We start from the raw sequence: 18,048 nt of genomic DNA on the forward strand, positions 1-18,048 counted from the left end.
TGGCCGCGCTGGGTGCTTTTCCCGTGGCTCGCGAGGGAAGCCAGAACTTATGGTTCTGGCTTCCCTTTGCCGGTTTCAGGGTAGTGCTTCGGCGGCTAGCTGGCAGGTTACTTTAACTAAACCAACGCTTTGAGTAATGAATTAGTCATTAATTCTACTCAGGAAGGCGAGCGGATTGCGTTGTTGCAAGACAAGCGGTTGATTGAATACCACTTCGACCGCAACGACACCAACTACTCAGTAGGCGACATCTTCCTGGGCACCGTGAAAAAGGTGATGCCCGGCCTAAATGCTGCTTTCGTGGACATCGGCTACGAAAAAGACGCGTTTTTGCACTACGGCGACCTCGGCGAACAATACAACTCCTTTACGAAGTGGGTACGAACGGTTCAAAGTGGCCGGGCCGCAACGGCTGGACTAGAAAACTTCACGTTTGAGCCCCCGCTTGAAAAAGTAGGCAAGGCGGAGAGCGTGTTTAAAAAAGGGCAGCAAATCGTTGTCCAAATCATCAAGGAGCCGATTTCGACCAAAGGCCCCCGCGTGAGCACCGACATTTCGATGGCCGGGCGCTACCTCGTGCTGATGCCGTTTTCGAATACCATCAGCGTCAGCAAGAAAATTGTAAGCAAAGCCGAGCGGGACCGCCTCAAACGGCTCATCGCCAGCATCAAGCCCCTTAACTTCGGCGTTATCATCCGCACCGTGGCGGAAGGGCGCGAAGTGGCCGAGCTGGACAAGGACATGCAAGACATGGTGGCCAAGTGGGAGCAGCTGCACAGCACGCTCCGCACGGCCAAGCCGAACGACAAAGTCCTAGGGGAACTGGGCCGCACGTCGTCGATGCTCCGCGATATGTTGAACGAGTCGTTCGACAGCATCATGGTGGACGCTCCGACGATGTACGACGAGATGCGCGACTACCTGCAGAAAATCGCGCCCGATAAGCTCGGCTTGTTGAAGCTACACAACTCGAAAATCAAAATCTTCGAGCAAACCGGCATTGAGAAACAGCTCAAAACGCTGTTTGGCAAGACCGTGACCGTGCCAGGCGGCGGCTACCTCGTGATTGAGCATACCGAAGCCCTGCACGTTATCGACGTGAACTCGGGCAGCAAGAGCAACCAGGAGAACGACCAGGAGGCTACGGCCCTCATGATTAATCTGCTGGCGGCGAAAGAAGTAGCCCGGCAGTTGCGCCTGCGGGACATGGGCGGCATCATCGTTATCGACTTCATCGACATGCGCTCGGCTGAAAGCCGTAAGAAGGTGGAGGACACGGTGCGCGACGTGATGAAACTCGACAAGGCCAAGTACACGGTGCTGCCCATTACCAAGTTCGGGCTGATGCAAATCACCCGGCAGCGGGTGCGGCCAGCCGAGAATATTATTACCGGCGAGGTGTGCCCCACTTGCGGCGGTACGGGTAAGATTTCGGCTTCCATCCAAGTGACGGACGATATCGACAACAGCATTGATGACTTGCTGGTAAATCAAAACCAGTCGGGCATTACGCTGTCGGTGCACCCATTCTTGCACGCCTACTACACCAAGGGTCTGGTTTCGCGCCAGATGAAGTGGTACCTCAAGTACTACAAATGGGTAAAAGTAGTGAAGGACAGCAGCTTGGGCCTAACTGACTACCGCATTGAAGACGAGCGAGGCGAGGAAATACAGCTTCGCTCTTCGGCAGCGGCGATGAGCCGGTTGCAGGACCGCGAAGTTGAGATTGTCGATTAGACGATTGTGATAAAAAGAAGGGCCCCGCCGATTGCAATGCTGCAATCGGCGGGGCCCTTCTCGTAGCCGGACTTTCGAGAGTATTAAGCCTTAGAACTTAATGCCCAAGTCCAGTGCCACGGTGCTATTTTTGATGGTAATGTCGTTGAAGTCACGGCTCTTTTCAAAGTAACGGTCAATATTGACCAAGCCCCGGTTGTAGCTGATGCCGCCGAAGACCTTGGTGCTTTTCGCTAGCTGAAATTCAACACCAAAAGCAGCGAGGGCATCGGCATCGAAAAACAAAACGTGGTCGCTGGCTTTGGTTTCGCCGTTGGTGGCTGGGTCGGTGTAAAATTTGCTGCTGTTGATGCGCGTGCCGATGGGCACGTTCAGCGAACCACCCACCTGGAAGTAGAGACGCGTATCTGGTGCAATCTCATTGGTGAAAAGCTTCACTGTGAGGGGTACTTGCAAGTACTGCATATTGAATTTTTGCGTTGCAGTAGTCATAGTGCTGCTGGAAGGAGCAGAAATATCCCGGTAGCTGATGGTGCCGCCTTTGCCCGCCAGCAGCAGGCCGGTGCTGAAAGCGTAGTTTTCACCAAAAAAGTAATCGACCACCAGGCCGCCGCCGAAGCCAAACTGGCTGCCATCGTTTTTGAAGGCCTTATCGCTGGGCGACTCGGCTCGGAGATTGTTGAGGGAGGGCGAGACTTTCAAGCCGATTTCAACCTGAGCAGCAGCAGTGGTGATGGAGGCCGCGAATACCAGCAGGGCAAGGAATATTTTTTTCATAAAAGGCAGATGAACTCCCTGCGGCCGGTAACTACCGACGGACAATGGGTTTTGGCTAATTTTACCCCAAAGTAACGCGCGTGAAGAAGAATAATTTTGCCTGGCGGCGCTGGCTGCCCTTGTTTTTCGGACTGAGTCTCGGGCTAGGGGCCTGCAAGAGCGGCCCCGCCGACGGCTGCCGGACCGATGCCGCTGCCGACGCGCCGGCTGTGCCGGTGCGCATAAAGCGTTTGGAAACAGCTTTCTTCGCCATAAAATCGCCGGCTGATGCGCGGCAGTTTATGGCGAGTAATCCGTCCTTTGCGCGCTACTATTTGCAGCGGCAGCCGGCAACGGAGCAGCAATTGGCTACGGGCTTGGTGCAACTGGCCACCAATGGAGCGTTGCAGCAGTTGGGCCGCGAAACGGCCGCCGCCTTTCCGGACAGCGCGGCGCTTTCCCGTGAATTGGGCGAGATGTTTCGCCGGGTGCATCACTATTTTCCCGATTTCAACGCGCCGCCGGCCGTGACGTACGTGAGCGGGTTTCTGAGCAAGGACATTTATGTGAACGACAGCTTGCTGGTGCTCAGCATGGATTGGTTTGCGGGACCCAAAGCCAGCAAGCGCCCCGACCTGCCGCAGTACATGCTACGCCGCTACACACCCGCTGGCCTGATGCCCCTGCTGGCCCAGAATGTATCAACCAAATACAACCGCCACGAACTGACGGCCAACACCATGCTCGATGCAATGGTGCACGCTGGCAAGTCCCTGTATTTTGCCAGCCTAGTGCTGCCATGCACGCCCGATTCGCTGTTGCTGGGCTACACCAGCCGCGAAATGGACGGGCTGGAAGCCAACGAGCCACGGGTTTGGGGGCATTTCTTGGAAAAGAATCTGCTTTATTCCACCACACCCTTTCTGTTGCAGAAGTACGTAGGCGAGCGGCCAAACGTGCCCGAAATTGACAAGACATGCCCCGGTCGGGTGGGGCAGTGGGTGGGCCTGCAAATCGTGCGCAAGTACGTGGCCACGCACCCCGATGTGAGCCTGGGCCGGCTGATGGCGGAGAAGAATGCCCAGCGTATTCTCAACGAATCGCACTACCGGCCCAAGCATGACTGAGGTAGCTAGAGCATGCACATCGCCGTTTTCAGTCAATACCACACCAACCCCGACTGCCCGGCCACGAGCAGGCACTACACGCTGCTGGCTCACATTGCCAAAACGCACCGCGTAACGCTCCTTACTACGCCGGCTTGGAAAGGACAGCAGCTCACGCAGGAATTTCCTTGGGTGCCAGCTGGCGTGGAAATCCGCGAAGCGCCGGTGCCCTACCACAACAAGATGGGCGCCGCCCGGCGTGCTTTGGCCTTTGCGCATTACGCGGCCTGGGCCGTGCGCGAAGGCCTGAAAATTGACAAGCCGGACGTCATCTGGGGCATCAGCACGCCGCTGACGGCGGCGTGGGCGGCGGCGCAGGTGGCGCGCTGGCGCAACGTTCCGTGGGTGTTCGAGGTGCAGGATTTGTGGCCCTCGTTTCCCATTGCCATGGGAGCGGTGCCCACGGCGCTGGCGCGGCAGCAACTCTACCAGATGGAGAAGCGCCTCTATAAAAGTGCTCAACATATCCTGCCGCTGTCGCCCGATATGTCGCGCTATATAATTGATTTGGGCATTGAACCGGGTAAAGTCACGACGGTACTCAACGGCACCGATTTGGCGTTGGCGGCGCTTGCCACGCCTGGAGCAGTAGCGGCACTACGTCGGGAGCAAAACTTAGAAGGGAAACGGGTTATTCTGTACGCCGGCACGTTCGGCCGAGCTAATGATATCCCCACGCTGGTCGCGGCCGCCGAAAATATGGCATCGGACGCTGCTGATTCGGTGTGGCTGTTTTTGGGGCATGGATTTTATGAACCGTTGGTTGCGGCGGCGGCGGCCCGTTGGCCGGGGCGCATTCGGCTGGTAGGCGGGCAGGCGCGGCACGAGGTGTTCCGCTGGTTTGCGCTCGCGGAAGTTTCGGTGGTATCGTTTTTAGGCTTGCCGGTGTTGGATTCCAACTCGCCGGCCAAGCTATATGATTCACTGGCGGTTGGAACGCCGGTAATCGTGACCAACCAAGGATGGACCAAATCGCTGGTTGAGCAGCACAGCTGCGGCTGGTACGTGCCAGCCGGCGACGCTCTAGCATTAGCTGCCAAGCTGCGCCAGCTGTTGGCTGAACCTGCAACTGGCGCAGTGGCAGGTGCCAAAGGCAAAGCGCTGGCAGTGGAAGCATTTGACCGCCAGCAGATGGCCCAGCAGGTGCAGCAATTATTAGAAGCAGCGGCTGGCAAAGTATAAAGACGGGAGTGCATGTTACAGTGTAACATGCAACGTTTTATACCCGATATTGCTGAGGTTATGCCGCGTTGTGCTAGTTCTGGTTTGAACGCAGGTGTAACGCGGTAAGCAGGCATTGTTTACGCAGTCGGAATGGGCTCGTAGGCCAAGGCTTTCCCGAAGGTTTTCTCGAAATAAGCGCAGCTGGGCGCCAAGGGACAAATGTTGCATTTGGGCGTGCGCGCCACGCAGATGTAGCGGCCGTGCAGAATCAGCCAATGATGGGCCTTGGCAATGGCTGCCTGCGGGATGTGCCGAACCAGCGCCTTCTCCACGGCGAGCGGGGTGGTGGCGGTTTTGGGCACGAGGCCGATGCGGTGCGAAACCCGGAACACGTGCGTATCCACGGCCATGGCGGGCTGGTTGTAGATGACCGAGGCCACCACATTGGCCGTTTTGCGGCCTACGCCCGGCAGGCGCTGCAACTCGTCTATCTGGCTGGGAACTTCGCCGCCAAAGTCCTGGGTGAGCATCCGGCCCAGGCCAGCCAAGTGCTTGGCTTTGTTGTTGGGGTAGGAGACGCTGCGGATGAAGGGAAAAATGTCCTCGGCGGCGGCGGCACCCAGGTGGGCTGCGGTGGGGAACTGCTCGAGCAAGGCGGGCATCACTTGGTTCACGCGCTTATCGGTACACTGCGCGCTCAGCACCACGGCCACGATTAACTCATAGGGGTTGCCGTAGGCCAACTCGGTCTTGGGCTCCGGAAAGTTGGTGGTGAAATAATCGAGAAAGTATTGAAAACGGTCGGCGCGGCGCATGGCGAAGGGTAGCAGCAAAAAACAACTGTCATCCCAAGCGCAGCGAAGGCCGGGAATAGCGGCCAAAGAAACGCAATTGCAGGAATTGCGCCGTTTGGACCGGCTATCTCAGGTTCTTCGCTGCGCCCGGAATGACAGGAACAGGAAACCGAAAGGGTTTAAGACGTGGCTAAGAAGGTGCGCGAGTAGCGCAAAATGGCCTCGGAGGTGTGGGACCGGGGCTCGCAACGGACGCCGTCGAGAGCTCGCTGGGCCAAAAGGAGGTCGGCGCACGTGGAAGCCAAATCCGGGTCGTGCTGCAACGCCTCCTCTACCTCGCGCTGCCTTTCAGGAGGCAATTCGTTGTACACATACTGGAGTAGTGTCGAATGGGGTAAGGTTTGAATCATAATGGAGAGAGTTGGCGGTCATCTTCTTCCGCAGGTTTATCAGCGCGTAGCGCATCCGCCCCAGTGCCGTGTTGATGCTAACGCCGGTTGCGTCGGCAATCTCCTGAAAGCTCATGTCGCCGTAATGGCGCATCAGCAGCACTTCTTTCTGGGCGGCAGGAAGTTCTTGGATTAACGCCCGGAGGCGGGTGTGGGTTTCTTCCCGGGCCAGAATATCGTCCGGGCCGTCGTCGGCAATGGTGAGCGTACTGGCCAGCCGTTCGTTGTCGGTGAGGCTGATGTGCGGAACCCGTTTGCCGCGCCGGAACGAATCGATGGCCAGGTTGTGAGCAATGCGGCAAATCCAGGGCGCGAACTTGCCTTCTTCGTTGTAGCGGCCACTCTTGAGGGTGTGGATGGCCTTGATGAACGTGTCCTGCAACAGGTCCTCCGCCAAGTCCTCATCGCGCACGATGAGCAGAATGGTGGTGTAAGCACGGCTCCGATGACGCTCTAACAGAAGGGCGAAAGCGGATTCCTGGCCGGCCAGGTAGAGCGAGATAAGCGCGGAGTCGCTAGGTTGCAAGAGGTCCATAAAGGGCTACGGAATGGGAGAACGTAGAGCTTTAGACCAATAGTATGCAGTTACCTGAAAAAAATGAGAGAGCGACGGCTAGTCGGGATTATTTCCCACTAGAATCGGACCAAATGTAGAGAAGCAGAATGCACATGCGCAATAGACGAGAATCAGAAATGACAAAATCTTTTTGCTCTGTCCGTGCAACATTCTTAAAAAACAGCTGCATTGCCTGTTTTTAAAGATTGAGCAAATAAAATATTTCCATAAAAGATGCAATTCGTCAAGCTTCCTGTCTGATACGCTATTGGGCCAACCACTGGTAAGCGGCCGCTTCATCCGTGAACAAGGCCGTGTAGTAGCCTTGATTGGGCCGTTGGTTGCTGCTGATGGTGGCCACGGAACTGGCCGCCCGCGCTTGCAGTGCCCGCAGCGGCGAAACCAGAAAGGCGAGGCGTACCGGTTCGGTGTAGCGGTGGGGGAGTTTGACGAAAAAATCCGTTTCGAGCCAAGCGTCAAGCTCAGGGCTGGTTAATTCCTCGCGGCGGCGCAGGTCGAGCAGCCAGCGCCAGCAGTGGTGCTCATCGGCCGCGTCGAGGACTGCGAAGTACCCGTCTTTAAGTTCTTGCGCAGTGATTTCGCGCTGCCACCGCGCCACGATGGCGGGCAGGTCTGGGCGGGGCGTAATTTCCAGGCCAAAAGCTACCATAAGCCGGAAAGTGAAAGGGACGATGGGTATCGGGTTGCAATGTAGGCGAAAGCTGCCTGCTGACCTAACCGCCAGCCGCCGTTGGTCCTACCTTTGCGTGCCGTCGTCGTAAAGGCGTCTTTTCGTGCGCTATGCTTCCTTCCGACCCGGTTACTTCCTCTGCTCCCCACGACCCCTACGCCGCGCTGCGACTGCCTGATTTCCGCCGCTTGGTGTCGGCCAGAACCCTGCTGACGGTGGCCACGCGAGTGCAGGGGTTAGTAGTGAGCTGGCAGATATTCAAGCTCACCAACAACCCGCTCGCCCTGGGCCTGATAGGGTTGTCAGAGGCCGTGCCGAGCATTGTGGTATCGCTCTATGCCGGGTACGTGGCCGATTCGATGCGGCGCAAAAACATTGTGGTGGCGGCCATGGCCGTGTTGCTGCTGTGCGCGGCGGCCCTGGCAGGATTTGCCAGCCCGTATGGCATCGGCTTTCTGGCGAAGGACTCACTCTACACCATTCCGCTCTATGGGGTGATTTTTGTCAGCGGCATTGCGCGCGGCTTTATGGGGCCCGCGCTGTTCTCGTTTATGCCCCAACTGCTGCCCGACCGTGCTTTTTTGCCCAATGCCATTACCTGGAACAGCACCACATACCAAGGGTCGTCGGTACTGGGCCCGGCCATTGGCGGGTACCTGATTGCGCACTTGGGCGTGGCCAATTCTTACGTCGTCACGACGGTGCTGCTGGGGCTGGCGCTGTTCCAGTTCGCGCGCATTGCCGGCCGGCCCCTGCCTCCAACCGAGGGCGAGCGGCTCAATTTGAAAGACAGCGTGCTCAGCGGCCTGCGATTCATTTTTAGCAACCAACTGGTGCTCGCGGCCCTGTCGTTGGATATGTTTGCGGTGCTTTTTGGAGGCGCGGTGGCCTTGCTGCCCGTGTTTGCGGCCGATATTCTCAAAGTGGGCCCCACCGGGTTTGGGCACCTCGAAGCCGCACCCGCGGTTGGCTCGGTGCTGATGGCAGTGTTCCTGACCTACTTTCCGTTGCGGCGGCACGCGGGCCGCAAGCTACTCTGGGCTGTGGCGGGATTTGGCGCGGCCACCATCGGGTTTGCGTTGTCCAAAAACTTTTACCTGTCGCTAGGCCTCTTGTTCTTGACGGGGGTATTTGATTCCGTTTCGGTCATTGTGCGCTCCACTTTGATTCACACCTTCACCCCGGAGTACATGAAGGGCCGGGTTTCGGCGGTGAATAATATTTTCATCGGCTCCAGCAATGAGATTGGTGCTTTTGAGAGCGGCGTGGCCGCGCGGCTGATGGGAACCGTGAGGTCGGTGGTATTTGGGGGCGTGATGACGCTGTTGGTCGTAGCCGTCACCGCTTGGCGGGCCGATAAACTGCGCGAGTTAGAAATGGGCAAAAATCAGCCGGTTGCGTAGCAAGCCGGTGGCAGGAGTTGTGTTATTCTTCGCCTTTGGCCAGTAGAGAAGCGTATTGCTCCGGCGTGTCCACATCCAGCAATCCCTCCGGAAAGGTGATGCGGCCGGCTGCTTTGCCCCAACTGGCAATGAGGCGGTTGGCACCCTGAGCGCCTTGCAAACTATGGAGCGCAGGAAGCGCCGACTGGTCGAAAACAGCTGGGACACCCAAGGTGTCACCGTAGGCTGCGGCCACAACGGGGGCGTGGGTGTACTGCTGTTTTTCGATTAGCTGGTGCAGCAATTCGGGCGTCACGAGTGGCTGGTCGCTCAACATAACGAGGTAGGCACTAGGCTTGGAACTGGCCGCGGCGGCCAAGCCAGCTTGAATGGAAGATGCCATGCCGGTCTGCCAATCGGGATTGTGAACGACCTGGAATGGCAAATCCGCCACTTCAGCTGCTAACGACGCGTGAATGGCTCCGGTCACCAGCACCAACGGTGTGCAACCAGTTGCCACGGCCGTTTCGGCGGCGTGGCGAAGCAAAGTGCGGCCGCGATAGGGCAGCAACTGCTTGGGCTGGCCCATGCGACTGGAGGCCCCGGCCGCCAGCAACAGCAGCGCTACCGAACCGGACGAAGCCGGCGCGGTGGCGCTGAATGTGGGCGGTAAGGGCCGCGAAGCCATCTAAACGGGCTTCGTAGCCAGGATTTTATCGGGGGTCATGGGCAGGTCGCGTACGCGCTTGCCGGTGGCGTGGAAGATAGCATTGCCCACCGCCGCCGAAACGCCCACCATGGAAATCTCACCGATGCCTTTCACACCCATGGCGTTGATGTAAGGGTCCCGCTCGTCGATAAACTCCACCGTCATATCCGGAATGTCGGCGTTGACGGGAATGTGATAGTCAGCCAAATCGGCGTTGACGTAGCGGGCAAACTGGTTGTCGCGGTGCGTGGCTTCCATCAGCGCCGCGCCAATGCCGAAAATGGAGCCGCCGATAATCTGGCTGCGGGCCGTTTTGGCGTTGAGGATGCGGCCTGCGCCGTGCACGCTCACCCAGCGGGTCACGCGCACGGTGCCCAAGTCGGGGTCTACCTGCACTTCGCAGAAGTGCGCGCCGAAGGAGTGCATGGAATGCGCTGCCGGCGGTTCTTTGTAGCCCGAATCGGCGGGGCTGGCCGATTGGCCGGTTTCGTAGCCCGCGCCATACTTGCCGTTGCCGCTGCCTTCAATGTCATCAAGGCCCGCTCGCTTCATCAAGGCCATGTAATCTTCGCCTTTGGCCTTGTTCTTCTTGAGTTGAAGACGACCATTTTCGATGGCTACCTCTTCAGCCTTGGCGCCAAACAAAGGAGATTTTTTGTCCTTAATAGCCAGTTTGGTTAGCCGTTCCCACACGTCCTGGGCCGCCATGTAAACGGAGGAAGACACGGTGCCCGCCGCTACCGAACCGCCCGAGTTGGGCGCGGTGGGGAGCTTGGTGTCACCCAGTTCGAAACGGATTTTTTCGGGCGGCAGGCCCAGCGAATCAGCGGCTACCTGCGTCATGACAGTGTAGGTGCCGGTGCCGAGGTCGGTGGCGCCGCTCTGCACCACGGCGTGGCCGTCGGCGTACAAGCGCACCCGGGCCATACCTTGGGAGTTGTGTACGGGGTAGCTGGCGGTGGCCATGCCCATGCCCACCAGCAGGCGGCCATTGCGGGTGGCACCGGCCTTGGGATTCCGCTTGCTCCAGCCAAAAAGCTCGGCGCCGCGGGCGTAGCACTCTTTCAGGGACTTGCTCGACCAGGGCTGGCCGTTAGTAGGGTCTTTGTCGGCGTGGTTCAGCAGCCGAATTTGGATAGGGTCGATGTTCAGCTTGTAAGCCAAATCGTCCATTAAGCTTTCCAACGCGAAGGAGCCGGGCGCCTCGCCGGGCGCGCGGGTAAAGGTGGAGGTCATCACATTTCCCCGCGCCAACTGGTAGCTGGCTTCGAAATTGGGGCAGTCGTACAGCATGTTGATGATTTTGCTGTTCGATTCGGCGTAATTATCCCAGGGCGAAGTGGTGGAGGTTTTCTCGTGGATAAGGGCCGTGAGTTTGCCTTCCTTGGTCGCGCCCAGCGTAAGGGTCTGGGTCTGGTCTTCGCGGTGGCCCATGCTGGTGAACTGCTGCTTGCGGGTCAGCGACAGCTTCACGGGCCGGCCTACGCCTTTGGCCGCCAGTACTGTGAGCACCGTGTGGGGCCAGCAAGAGCCTTTGCAGCCGAAGCCCCCGCCCAAGTACTTCGTAATAACGCGCACTTGGTCTTGGGGCAGGCCCAGCATGGTGGATAAGGCTTTTTGCGTGCGGGTCACGCCCTGCGTCGATTCGTACACCGTGAGGCGGTCGGGTGCTTCCCACACGGCCGTGGTGGCGCCGGGCTCCATCGGATTGTGGTGGTTGATGGCGTGGGTAAATACGCCGGTTAGTTGCACGGGCGCGCTGGCCAGTGCGGCGCGGGCATCGCCGCGGCGGGTTTTGCCATCGGTTTTGCCGTCCTGAATTTTTTGCGGGTCGAAGATTTTGGCCTTCGGGTCGGTGTAGGCCGCGATGGGCTGCTCGGTGAGGTAAGTAACCCGAACCAAATCAGCGGCGTGAGTGGCCCGCTCGAAAGTATCGGCCACTACCACGGCCACGGGCTGACCAGCGTAGTGAATTACATCCGACGTGAGCGGCATGAAGCCCATGGGAGCACCGATGGCTTTTTTGCCCTCCGCGTCGTTGGGCGTCACGGCCAGCTTCGGAATGTTGAGGTGGGTATAGATGGCCAGCACGCCCGGTGCTTTAGCGGCGGCACTGGTGTCGATATTCTGAATTTTGCCTTTGGCGATATCGCTGGTTTTCAGCACGCCGTAGGTAAGGCCGGGAATCGGATATTCGGCCGAATACTTGGCCCGGCCCATCACTTTATCGCGCCCGTCCACGCGGTTTAGCGGTTTGCCCACCACGTTGGGCGTAGGGGAAGTTTCGAAAAAGGAGGGTTCGGTTTCCATGGGGAGTAATGATGCTTTCAAGAGACCGCCGGGGTTGTTTCGCACGGGGTCAGATTGAGGAAAAGAGAGTTTCGCCGAGCGGGAAACCGAAATGCTGCTTGCCTATGCCGCCGTCAATTCCGTGAGGGCCCGCACCAGCGTGCTTTGAGCCAGTTCTACTTTGAAGCGGTTGTGTTCGCGGGGCTGGGCCTCGCGCAGCGCGGCGGCCGCGGCGGCCCGGAAGGTGGCTTCCGTGGCGGGCGCACCGGTCAGGACTTTTTCGGCTTCGCGCGAGCGCCAAGGCTTGGTACCTACCCCGCCCAGCGCCACGCGGGCCGAACGAATCTGGCCGCCCTGCACATCGAGCCCCACAGCGGCCGAAGCCAGCGCGTAGGCGTAGGAAGTCCGCTCGCGCACTTTCAGGTACATGGATTTGCGGGTGTGCGCGGCGGCTGGTACTGTTACCGACACAATCAGCTCGCCGGGCTCGAGCACGGTTTCGCGCTGGGGCGTATTGCCGGGCACAAGGTGAAAGTCGACCAATGGCACGCGGCGCTGCTTGCCTTTGGCGTTTTCGAGCAGGAGCACGGCATCCAGCGCCACCAGGGCCACGGCGAGGTCGCCGGGAAAGGTGGCAATACAGGACTTGCTGCCGCCCAGAATCGCCAGGCCGCGGTTTTCGCCTTCCTGCGCCGGGCAGCCGGAGCCGGGTTGGCGCTTGTTGCACGGAAATGCCGTGTCGCGGAAGTAGCCGCAACGGGTGCGCTGCAGCAGGTTGCCGCCGATGCTGGCCATGTTGCGCAGCTGCGGCGAAGCCGCTTGCAGCAGCGACTGCGAAATCATTGGGTACTGCTGCATCACGAGCGGGTTTTCGCCCACGTCGCTCATGCGCTCCAGCGCGCCGATGCGCAGGCCGTCACCCGTTTGCTCAATGCCTTTGAAGGCGAGCATATTGATGTCCACCAACTGGTCGTGGTTTTCCACGTTCAGCTTCATCAGGTCGAGCAGGGTGGTGCCGCCGGCAATGAAAGCCGCCTGCTTGTTGTCGCGCACGGCGCCGGTGGCTTCCTTGGGCTGCGTGGCCTGGAGGTAGGAGAAGTTGTTCATGGCTAAGACTTGAAACCGCTTTTTTCGACCTGCCGAATGGCTGCCACAATGTTGGGGTAGGCGCCGCAGCGGCAGAGGTTGCCGCTCATCCACTCGCGCACGTCACCGTCGGTAGTGGCGTGACCTTCCTTCAGGCATGCCACGCCCGACATGAGTTGCCCCGGCGTGCAATAGCCGCACTGGAAGCCGTCGTGCTCGATGAACGCCGCCTGCAGCGGATGCAACTCTTCGCCCTTGGCCAATCCTTCGACGGTGGTGATTTCCTTGCCCTGGTTCATCACGGCCAGCGTGAGGCAGCTGTTGATGCGGCGGCCGTCGACCAGTACGGTGCAGGCACCACACTGGCCGTGGTCGCACCCTTTCTTGGAGCCCGTCAGGTCCAGTTTTTCGCGCAGGGCGTCGAGCAATGTCACCCGCGGCTCGGCGCTGATGGTGCGCACGGTGCCGTTCACCTTCAGGCGCATTTCCGTCACGCCTTCCACCTTTTTGGAGATGGCCGTGAGGCGCTCGGCCTGGCTGATGAGCGGCGGAGCCAAGGCCAGCCCCAGGAAGCCGGTGGCTTGCTTGATAAACGAACGGCGGCCGTCGTTGGGCACCGGGCTGTCGGGCTGAGCGGCCGAATCGGGCGGGAAGTGGTCAGTCATGGCAAAGAAATACAGAAGTAGAAACCTAACCGCGGGGCACGGGCAATGGTTAAGCCGCGCCAGCACCAAGGCGCGCTCACTCTAAAAATAACTCGTTAGTACGTTTTTGCAGCCCGTCAGAGTTATTAATTCCCCTAATCTTGTACGTGCTTCAGCCAGCGCTGTGGCCTTACTCGCACCGGACGTAGGGCCGCATTTTCTCCCAGTCCTCGGCTTTCAGAATGGGAATCTGCTTCAAATCCTCAACTTGCTTGTAGGGGCCGTGCTGCTGCCGATACGCCACAATAATGCGCGCCCGCGGTTTGCCAATGTAAGGGTGCAGGTACAGTTCGTCGAAGGACGCGGTGTTCACGTTCACCAGCTTCGGCGCAAAACTGGCTGCCACGAAGGTGTATTTCTTGAGGCTATCGCGCAAGTCGGGGGCATCGCGCAGCACAAACACCTCGTCCAACTGGTCTTCGCGGAGGTAGCCGCCCAGCTGGTTGCGGTATCGCACCACCCACTTGGCGCGCCCCGCGCCAATGCCGCGTATCTGCATCAGCTGCGTGGTATCGGCGGTGTTCAGGTCGAAGGGCTGGAGGTTGCGCGGCTTGCTGGGGTATTTGCCGGGCGTGGCGGCGGCAAAAGGTGGATACTTGCCGTCGGGGCCGGGCTTAGTGGTGGCATAATCCGGCCGCTCGCCGCGCCTAGGGGCCGCATCGGGCAACTGCATAAACGGCGCGAGCCGCTGGAAAACGGAGTCTTCCAACCCGTACATCTTTTGCACCTGGGTTTTGGCTTCAAAACCGCCAGCGGCTTCGCGGTACTTCACAATGCGAGCGGCCACGAAGTGCGGCACGCCGCGGGCTTCCCAACCTTCGGCAGTGAGCGAGTTGGGGTCGAAGGGCGCTAGCCGGACTTGCGCTACTTTGGGGTAGCGGGAATTACCGGCCGGATACTTCTCAAAATTGCGCTTGGGAAACCGGCTGGCGTAACCTTGCTCGGCAGTGCGGTGCTCTTTCAGCTGGGCCGCTAGTTCGTCGAGACCTTTTTGGTCGGCCGCTGGCAGGTAAACGGGCGCCGCCGGACGCAGCAGAATAGGTGCGACGATGGCCGCCAGCATCACCACCAACAACCCGACCATGCCCTTGGCCTCGCCCCGCGAATAGCCCATGTGGCGCCGTATCCAGCGCATCGGGCCAGAGTTTTCCCACGACCAGCGGGGCCGCGGTGGGGGTGGCGTAGCGGCCATGGGAGGAAGCTCCAGCGCGGGGCCGGAAATTGGTAGAAAGGAAAGAGGGCGTGAACAAAAGGACCACCGCCGGGCGGACTTTCGCCGGAAGCAAGTATAGCCAAAAACCCCGACAATGAGCGGGTTTGAGTGCTGGGCCCGCCCTTTGGGCTTTACCCGCGCAGCCAGGCCATGCTCAGCAGCTTGGGGCTTTTGGTGGGGGCTGGCTGCTTGGCTTTCAGGGGCGAACGGGCGGTAGTGGTTTTGGTTTTAACGGCCACCCACTCGTTGATTTTCTTCAGCGCATCGGGCGAGAAAGTCGGTTGCTGCACGCCATTCACCAAGGGCCACTGCGCGGGCGCGGGCTGAAACAAGTGGTTGACGCCATCGAGACGGTAGGCCGTAACGGAGCCGTTGGCGCTGTGCAGGCCCCGGCGCAGCGACGTCATGTTGCGCTTGGCCGACACCTGCAAATCGGACGTGCCATTGAGCAGCAGCACGGGGCAGTCCACTTTGCTCAACTGGTTCAGGGGGTTGAAATCAAAGAAATAACGCGACCACGGCGTGGTGAGCTGCACTGCCCGGGCGTGGGCCATGGCCACCGTGATGCCCGTGTTGGTGCTGCTCAGCACCGTAGCCAGCTTGGCCCGGGCCAGTTCATTATTAGGGGTTTGCCGAACGATGGCAACCAAGCGCTGGTAGGCATCCTGCGCCGCTTTTATCTCGGCGGCGTCGGACCCAATCAGGCGCATGATTTCGCCCTGCTGGCGCAGCAGCACATCGAAGCCCGGCTGACCATAGCCGGCCAAGGAAACTACAAAATTGGGCGCTTGCCGCGAAGCCATGGCGGCCAGCAAAGCCACGTTGCCGCCCTCGCCGTGGCCCAGCAAGCCCACGCGCTGCGGGGCAATGAGCGGGCGCTTGCGCAAAAAGGCCAGCGCCGCCTGGGCATCCGTCACCAGATCGGCGGTGGTGGCGTTGGCGTAGGTGCCGCTGGATTGGCCCACGCCCCGGTCATCAAACCGGAGCACGGCAATGCCGTGGCGGGTGAGGTAGTCGGCGAGCTGGCCAAACATCCGGTAGCCGGCTACTTCCACCTCGCGGCCTTGGGGGCCCAGGTCGGAGAGCAGCGCCACGGCCGGGAAAGGCCCTTCGCCGGCGGGCACCGTCAGCGTGCCGCCCAGGTGCTGCTTCGACGTTGGGTTTTGGAAACTTACTTCGGTGACGCGGTAGGGCGGGGCGGGGCGGAATGGAGCGGCGGCCGTGGGCTGGCTGCCCACGGCCCGCTGCAGCAGCATGGGTGCTTTCACGCCGGGCTGCGTCCAGGTACCGCTGAGCTTGGCGCCGCCTTCCAGCACCTTGCCCACAAAGCTGCTGCCGGCCTGCTCAATGCGAAGCTTGATGTCATTGCCCTTTAATTCAACCTCCACCGGCATGCGGCTGATGCGCTGCTGGGGCGCATCGAGGGCGGCGTAGTAAGTGCCATTGGTGAGGGGCACCATGGTGATGATGACGGTGATTTGGCCGCCCAGCAATTTCAGCGGGCCTTTCCACTGGCCGTTGAGGGGCGCCAGTGGCTTCACTGAAGTGCTTGGTTTGGCTGCGGTCTTGGACTTTGAGGCAGCAACCGACTTCGCAGCAGGGTGCCCTTTGGATGCACTTTGCGCAGAACGGCGCGTTTGGCCACTACAAGGTGATTGTGCTAACACAACGAATGAAAGCAGTGCGGCGGGTAAAAATTTAATCATGGAATCAGCCTATGTAAAACGATTGCTGCTGGTCTCAAATAGAAATCTGGCCTGAAAAGTACAACAAACGTAAAGTATTATCAATAGGTTTAAGACTTGCAATGACTGCCTAAAGTGCAAATAGCTCACTTTGCGGGTGAGCTACTGATGAGGTCGAATCAAGCAGGAGGGATGCCTTATTTCTGGGTGCGTTGGGTTATCCAGTCGCCGATAACCTGCAGCGCTGCCGGGGAAAACGTCTCCTCAATAGCCTTGTATTCGGCAGGAGCGCCAGTGGTGGCAGTTTGAAAGAGGTGATTGAGGCCGGGCAGCTCCTTGAGGGTAACGTCGCGGTTCCCGGCCGCTTTTAGCCCGGCGGCAGTCGCGGCCAAATTTTCTTTCACCGGCACCTGCACGTCTTTGCTGCCGCCGATAGCCAGCACCGGGCAGCGCACTTTGGCCAGGGTTTGGGCCGGGCGGTCGGCCAGCAGGTCGCGGTAGGTTACGGAGAGCAGCGCCGCGAGCTGGGGCTCCAACTGCGCCAACAGTTGCGCATTGGTAGAATTGGTGGGGTTGTATAACGTCGAAAGCTGGGCGCGGGCCTGGGCATTGTCGGCGGTTTTTTGGACGATTTGCGTCATGGTCCGCTGTTGTTTTTCCACCGCCGCCAGCAGCGTGGCATCGGTGGTTTGCAGGCGGGTCAGGGCCAGCGACTGTTGCACTATCAACTCATCGCCGGACAGGCTGGGCGACGCCAGAAGCACCAAAAAATCCGGGCCTTGGGGCAACATGGCAGCCCTGGTGGCCGCAGTGCCGCCTTGGCTGTGGCCCACTAGGCCCACTTTGGTTTTGATGATGCCGGGCTGGGCGCGCAGCCAGGCCAGGGCCGCCTGCGCGTCGGTGGTATAGTCGGCGCTGGTCATGCCGGCTTGGCTGCCGCTGGATTGGCCCACGCCCCGGTCGTCGAAGCGCAACACGGCAATGCCGTGGCGGGTGAGGTAGTCGGCGAGTACCGCGAAGGGCTGGTGGCCAAAAACGGTGGAGTTGCGGTCTTCCGGCCCCGAGCCGGTGAGCAGCACCACTGCCGGAAACGGGCCCATATCGGCGGGCACGGTGTAAGTGCCGGCCAAGGTCACGCCGGCTTTTTCATTCCTGAAAGTGATATCGGCCGACTGATAGGGAAAAGGCGGCTGCGGCGTTTGGGGGCGGGGCGGGCCGGCCGGCTTGGTGGTGCTGCCTTCGCGGGTGAGGGTGAAGGCAAACGCCCGCATGCCTTGCTGCCACTCGCCCACTAGCTGGTGCCCGTCGGCGGAGCGACGGCCGGCAAACTGCGCGACCGGCTGCGTGATGCGCAGGTACACGCTGTCGCCGGGAGTGGCAACCTGCATAGGAATGCCCTGCACCTTTTGCTCGGGAATATCCAGCGCCGCGGTGCGGGTTCCGGTGGCCGGGTCGGTCAGGTGAAGGATGAAATCGGTGCCCGCCACGGTGCCCAACCACTTGCCCGTGAGGCTAGGGCGAGTGGTTTGGGCGTGGGCGGCCACCGTGGCCAAGGCGGCGGCCGCAATAAGGAGGAAACGGGTAGGGATTTGCACGGAAAGCAGGTGGCGTGAAAAGACGCGCAATACTACGAAGCCAAAGAAGCCGGTTTCTGATTATTAAAAATC

16 protein-coding genes are annotated in these 18,048 nt (G+C 59.9%); 4 read left to right on the top strand and 12 right to left on the bottom strand.

Going from position 1 to position 18,048, the window contains the following annotated elements; genetic code table 11:
• Positions 1-129: 129 nt before the first annotated feature.
• Complete coding sequence (locus tag I2I05_RS03345; protein ID WP_196280765.1) at positions 130-1,737, top strand: Rne/Rng family ribonuclease; 1,608 nt, start codon at positions 130-132, stop codon at positions 1,735-1,737.
• A gap of 90 nt (positions 1,738-1,827) precedes the next feature.
• Here the strand turns inward: I2I05_RS03345 and I2I05_RS03350 are convergent, their stop codons facing one another.
• The gene (locus tag I2I05_RS03350) at positions 1,828-2,514 is read right to left on the bottom strand and encodes a porin family protein (protein ID WP_196280766.1); all 687 of its coding nucleotides are present in this window, start codon (positions 2,512-2,514) and stop codon (positions 1,828-1,830) included.
• An 80-nt stretch (positions 2,515-2,594) separates the two neighbouring features.
• Between I2I05_RS03350 and I2I05_RS03355 the strand changes: the two genes are divergently transcribed.
• Both I2I05_RS03355 and I2I05_RS03360 read left to right on the top strand, forming a co-directional pair.
• The gene (locus I2I05_RS03355; protein WP_196280767.1) at positions 2,595-3,620 is read left to right on the top strand and encodes a gliding motility protein GldB-related protein; all 1,026 of its coding nucleotides are present in this window, start codon (positions 2,595-2,597) and stop codon (positions 3,618-3,620) included.
• A gap of 12 nt (positions 3,621-3,632) precedes the next feature.
• Complete coding sequence (locus tag I2I05_RS03360) at positions 3,633-4,841, top strand: glycosyltransferase family 4 protein (protein ID WP_196280768.1); 1,209 nt, start codon at positions 3,633-3,635, stop codon at positions 4,839-4,841.
• A gap of 119 nt (positions 4,842-4,960) precedes the next feature.
• Here I2I05_RS03360 and nth read toward each other — a convergent pair whose 3' ends face one another.
• The 4 genes from nth to I2I05_RS03380 form a co-directional block, all read right to left on the bottom strand.
• Complete coding sequence (nth, locus tag I2I05_RS03365) at positions 4,961-5,638, bottom strand: endonuclease III (RefSeq protein ID WP_196280769.1); 678 nt, start codon at positions 5,636-5,638, stop codon at positions 4,961-4,963.
• Between the two features lie 158 nt (positions 5,639-5,796).
• Positions 5,797-5,988, bottom strand: coding sequence for a hypothetical protein (locus I2I05_RS03370; RefSeq protein WP_196280770.1), 192 nt, complete (start codon positions 5,986-5,988; stop codon positions 5,797-5,799).
• Entirely contained in the window at positions 5,966-6,601 is a 636-nt protein-coding gene (locus I2I05_RS03375; RefSeq protein ID WP_196280771.1) for an RNA polymerase sigma factor, read from the bottom strand. The genes I2I05_RS03370 and I2I05_RS03375 overlap by 23 nt, the downstream gene beginning before the upstream one ends.
• Positions 6,602-6,887: 286 nt before the next feature.
• A complete protein-coding gene (locus I2I05_RS03380; protein WP_196280772.1) occupies positions 6,888-7,292 on the bottom strand; it encodes a hypothetical protein in 405 nt (134 codons plus the stop codon).
• A gap of 131 nt (positions 7,293-7,423) precedes the next feature.
• Here I2I05_RS03380 and I2I05_RS03385 point away from each other — a divergent pair, with 131 nt between their 5' ends.
• Positions 7,424-8,716 (top strand): MFS transporter, encoded by a 1,293-nt coding sequence (locus tag I2I05_RS03385; protein WP_196280773.1) that lies wholly within the window; start codon positions 7,424-7,426, stop codon positions 8,714-8,716.
• A 22-nt stretch (positions 8,717-8,738) separates the two neighbouring features.
• Here I2I05_RS03385 and I2I05_RS03390 read toward each other — a convergent pair whose 3' ends face one another.
• The 7 genes from I2I05_RS03390 to I2I05_RS21760 form a co-directional block, all read right to left on the bottom strand.
• Positions 8,739-9,383 carry a nucleotidyltransferase family protein gene (locus I2I05_RS03390; protein WP_196280774.1) on the bottom strand — a complete coding sequence of 215 codons (645 nt, stop codon included), beginning with the start codon at positions 9,381-9,383 and terminating at the stop codon, positions 8,739-8,741.
• On the bottom strand, positions 9,384-11,714 hold the full coding sequence (locus tag I2I05_RS03395) for a xanthine dehydrogenase family protein molybdopterin-binding subunit (RefSeq protein ID WP_196280775.1): 2,331 nt from the start codon (positions 11,712-11,714) through the stop codon (positions 9,384-9,386).
• Positions 11,715-11,816: 102 nt separating this feature from the next.
• Positions 11,817-12,800, bottom strand: a complete 984-nt coding sequence (locus I2I05_RS03400) for an FAD binding domain-containing protein (protein ID WP_196280776.1) — start codon at positions 12,798-12,800, stop codon at positions 11,817-11,819.
• A 2-nt stretch (positions 12,801-12,802) separates the two neighbouring features.
• Positions 12,803-13,444 (bottom strand): (2Fe-2S)-binding protein, encoded by a 642-nt coding sequence (locus I2I05_RS03405; protein ID WP_196280777.1) that lies wholly within the window; start codon positions 13,442-13,444, stop codon positions 12,803-12,805.
• 169 nt (positions 13,445-13,613) lie between these two features.
• Positions 13,614-14,675 (bottom strand): ComEA family DNA-binding protein, encoded by a 1,062-nt coding sequence (locus I2I05_RS03410; RefSeq protein WP_196280778.1) that lies wholly within the window; start codon positions 14,673-14,675, stop codon positions 13,614-13,616.
• A 152-nt stretch (positions 14,676-14,827) separates the two neighbouring features.
• Positions 14,828-16,237: an alpha/beta hydrolase family protein gene (locus I2I05_RS03415; RefSeq protein WP_196280779.1), complete on the bottom strand. Its 1,410-nt coding sequence runs from the start codon at positions 16,235-16,237 to the stop codon at positions 14,828-14,830.
• Between the two features lie 341 nt (positions 16,238-16,578).
• Entirely contained in the window at positions 16,579-17,976 is a 1,398-nt protein-coding gene (locus tag I2I05_RS21760; protein ID WP_196280780.1) for an alpha/beta hydrolase family protein, read from the bottom strand.
• Positions 17,977-18,048: the final 72 nt, after the last annotated feature.

The organism is Hymenobacter jeongseonensis, assembly GCF_015694725.1.
In the GTDB taxonomy this organism is placed as follows: Bacteria; Bacteroidota; Bacteroidia; order Cytophagales; family Hymenobacteraceae; genus Hymenobacter; species Hymenobacter jeongseonensis.

Bases quoted from the DNA above. Each gene is read 5' to 3' on its own strand.
- I2I05_RS03350 (WP_196280766.1), bottom strand. From the start codon at position 2,514: ATGAAAAAAATATTCCTTGCCCTGCTGGTATTCGCGGCCTCCATCACC.
- I2I05_RS03360 (WP_196280768.1), top strand. From the start codon at position 3,633: ATGCACATCGCCGTTTTCAGTCAATACCACACCAACCCCGACTGCCCG.
- nth (WP_196280769.1), bottom strand. From the start codon at position 5,638: ATGCGCCGCGCCGACCGTTTTCAATACTTTCTCGATTATTTCACCACC.
- I2I05_RS03375 (WP_196280771.1), bottom strand. From the start codon at position 6,601: ATGGACCTCTTGCAACCTAGCGACTCCGCGCTTATCTCGCTCTACCTG.
- I2I05_RS03380 (WP_196280772.1), bottom strand. From the start codon at position 7,292: ATGGTAGCTTTTGGCCTGGAAATTACGCCCCGCCCAGACCTGCCCGCC.
- I2I05_RS03385 (WP_196280773.1), top strand. From the start codon at position 7,424: ATGCTTCCTTCCGACCCGGTTACTTCCTCTGCTCCCCACGACCCCTAC.
- I2I05_RS03390 (WP_196280774.1), bottom strand. From the start codon at position 9,383: ATGGCTTCGCGGCCCTTACCGCCCACATTCAGCGCCACCGCGCCGGCT.
- I2I05_RS03395 (WP_196280775.1), bottom strand. From the start codon at position 11,714: ATGGAAACCGAACCCTCCTTTTTCGAAACTTCCCCTACGCCCAACGTG.
- I2I05_RS03400 (WP_196280776.1), bottom strand. From the start codon at position 12,800: ATGAACAACTTCTCCTACCTCCAGGCCACGCAGCCCAAGGAAGCCACC.
- I2I05_RS03405 (WP_196280777.1), bottom strand. From the start codon at position 13,444: ATGACTGACCACTTCCCGCCCGATTCGGCCGCTCAGCCCGACAGCCCG.
- I2I05_RS03410 (WP_196280778.1), bottom strand. From the start codon at position 14,675: ATGGCCGCTACGCCACCCCCACCGCGGCCCCGCTGGTCGTGGGAAAAC.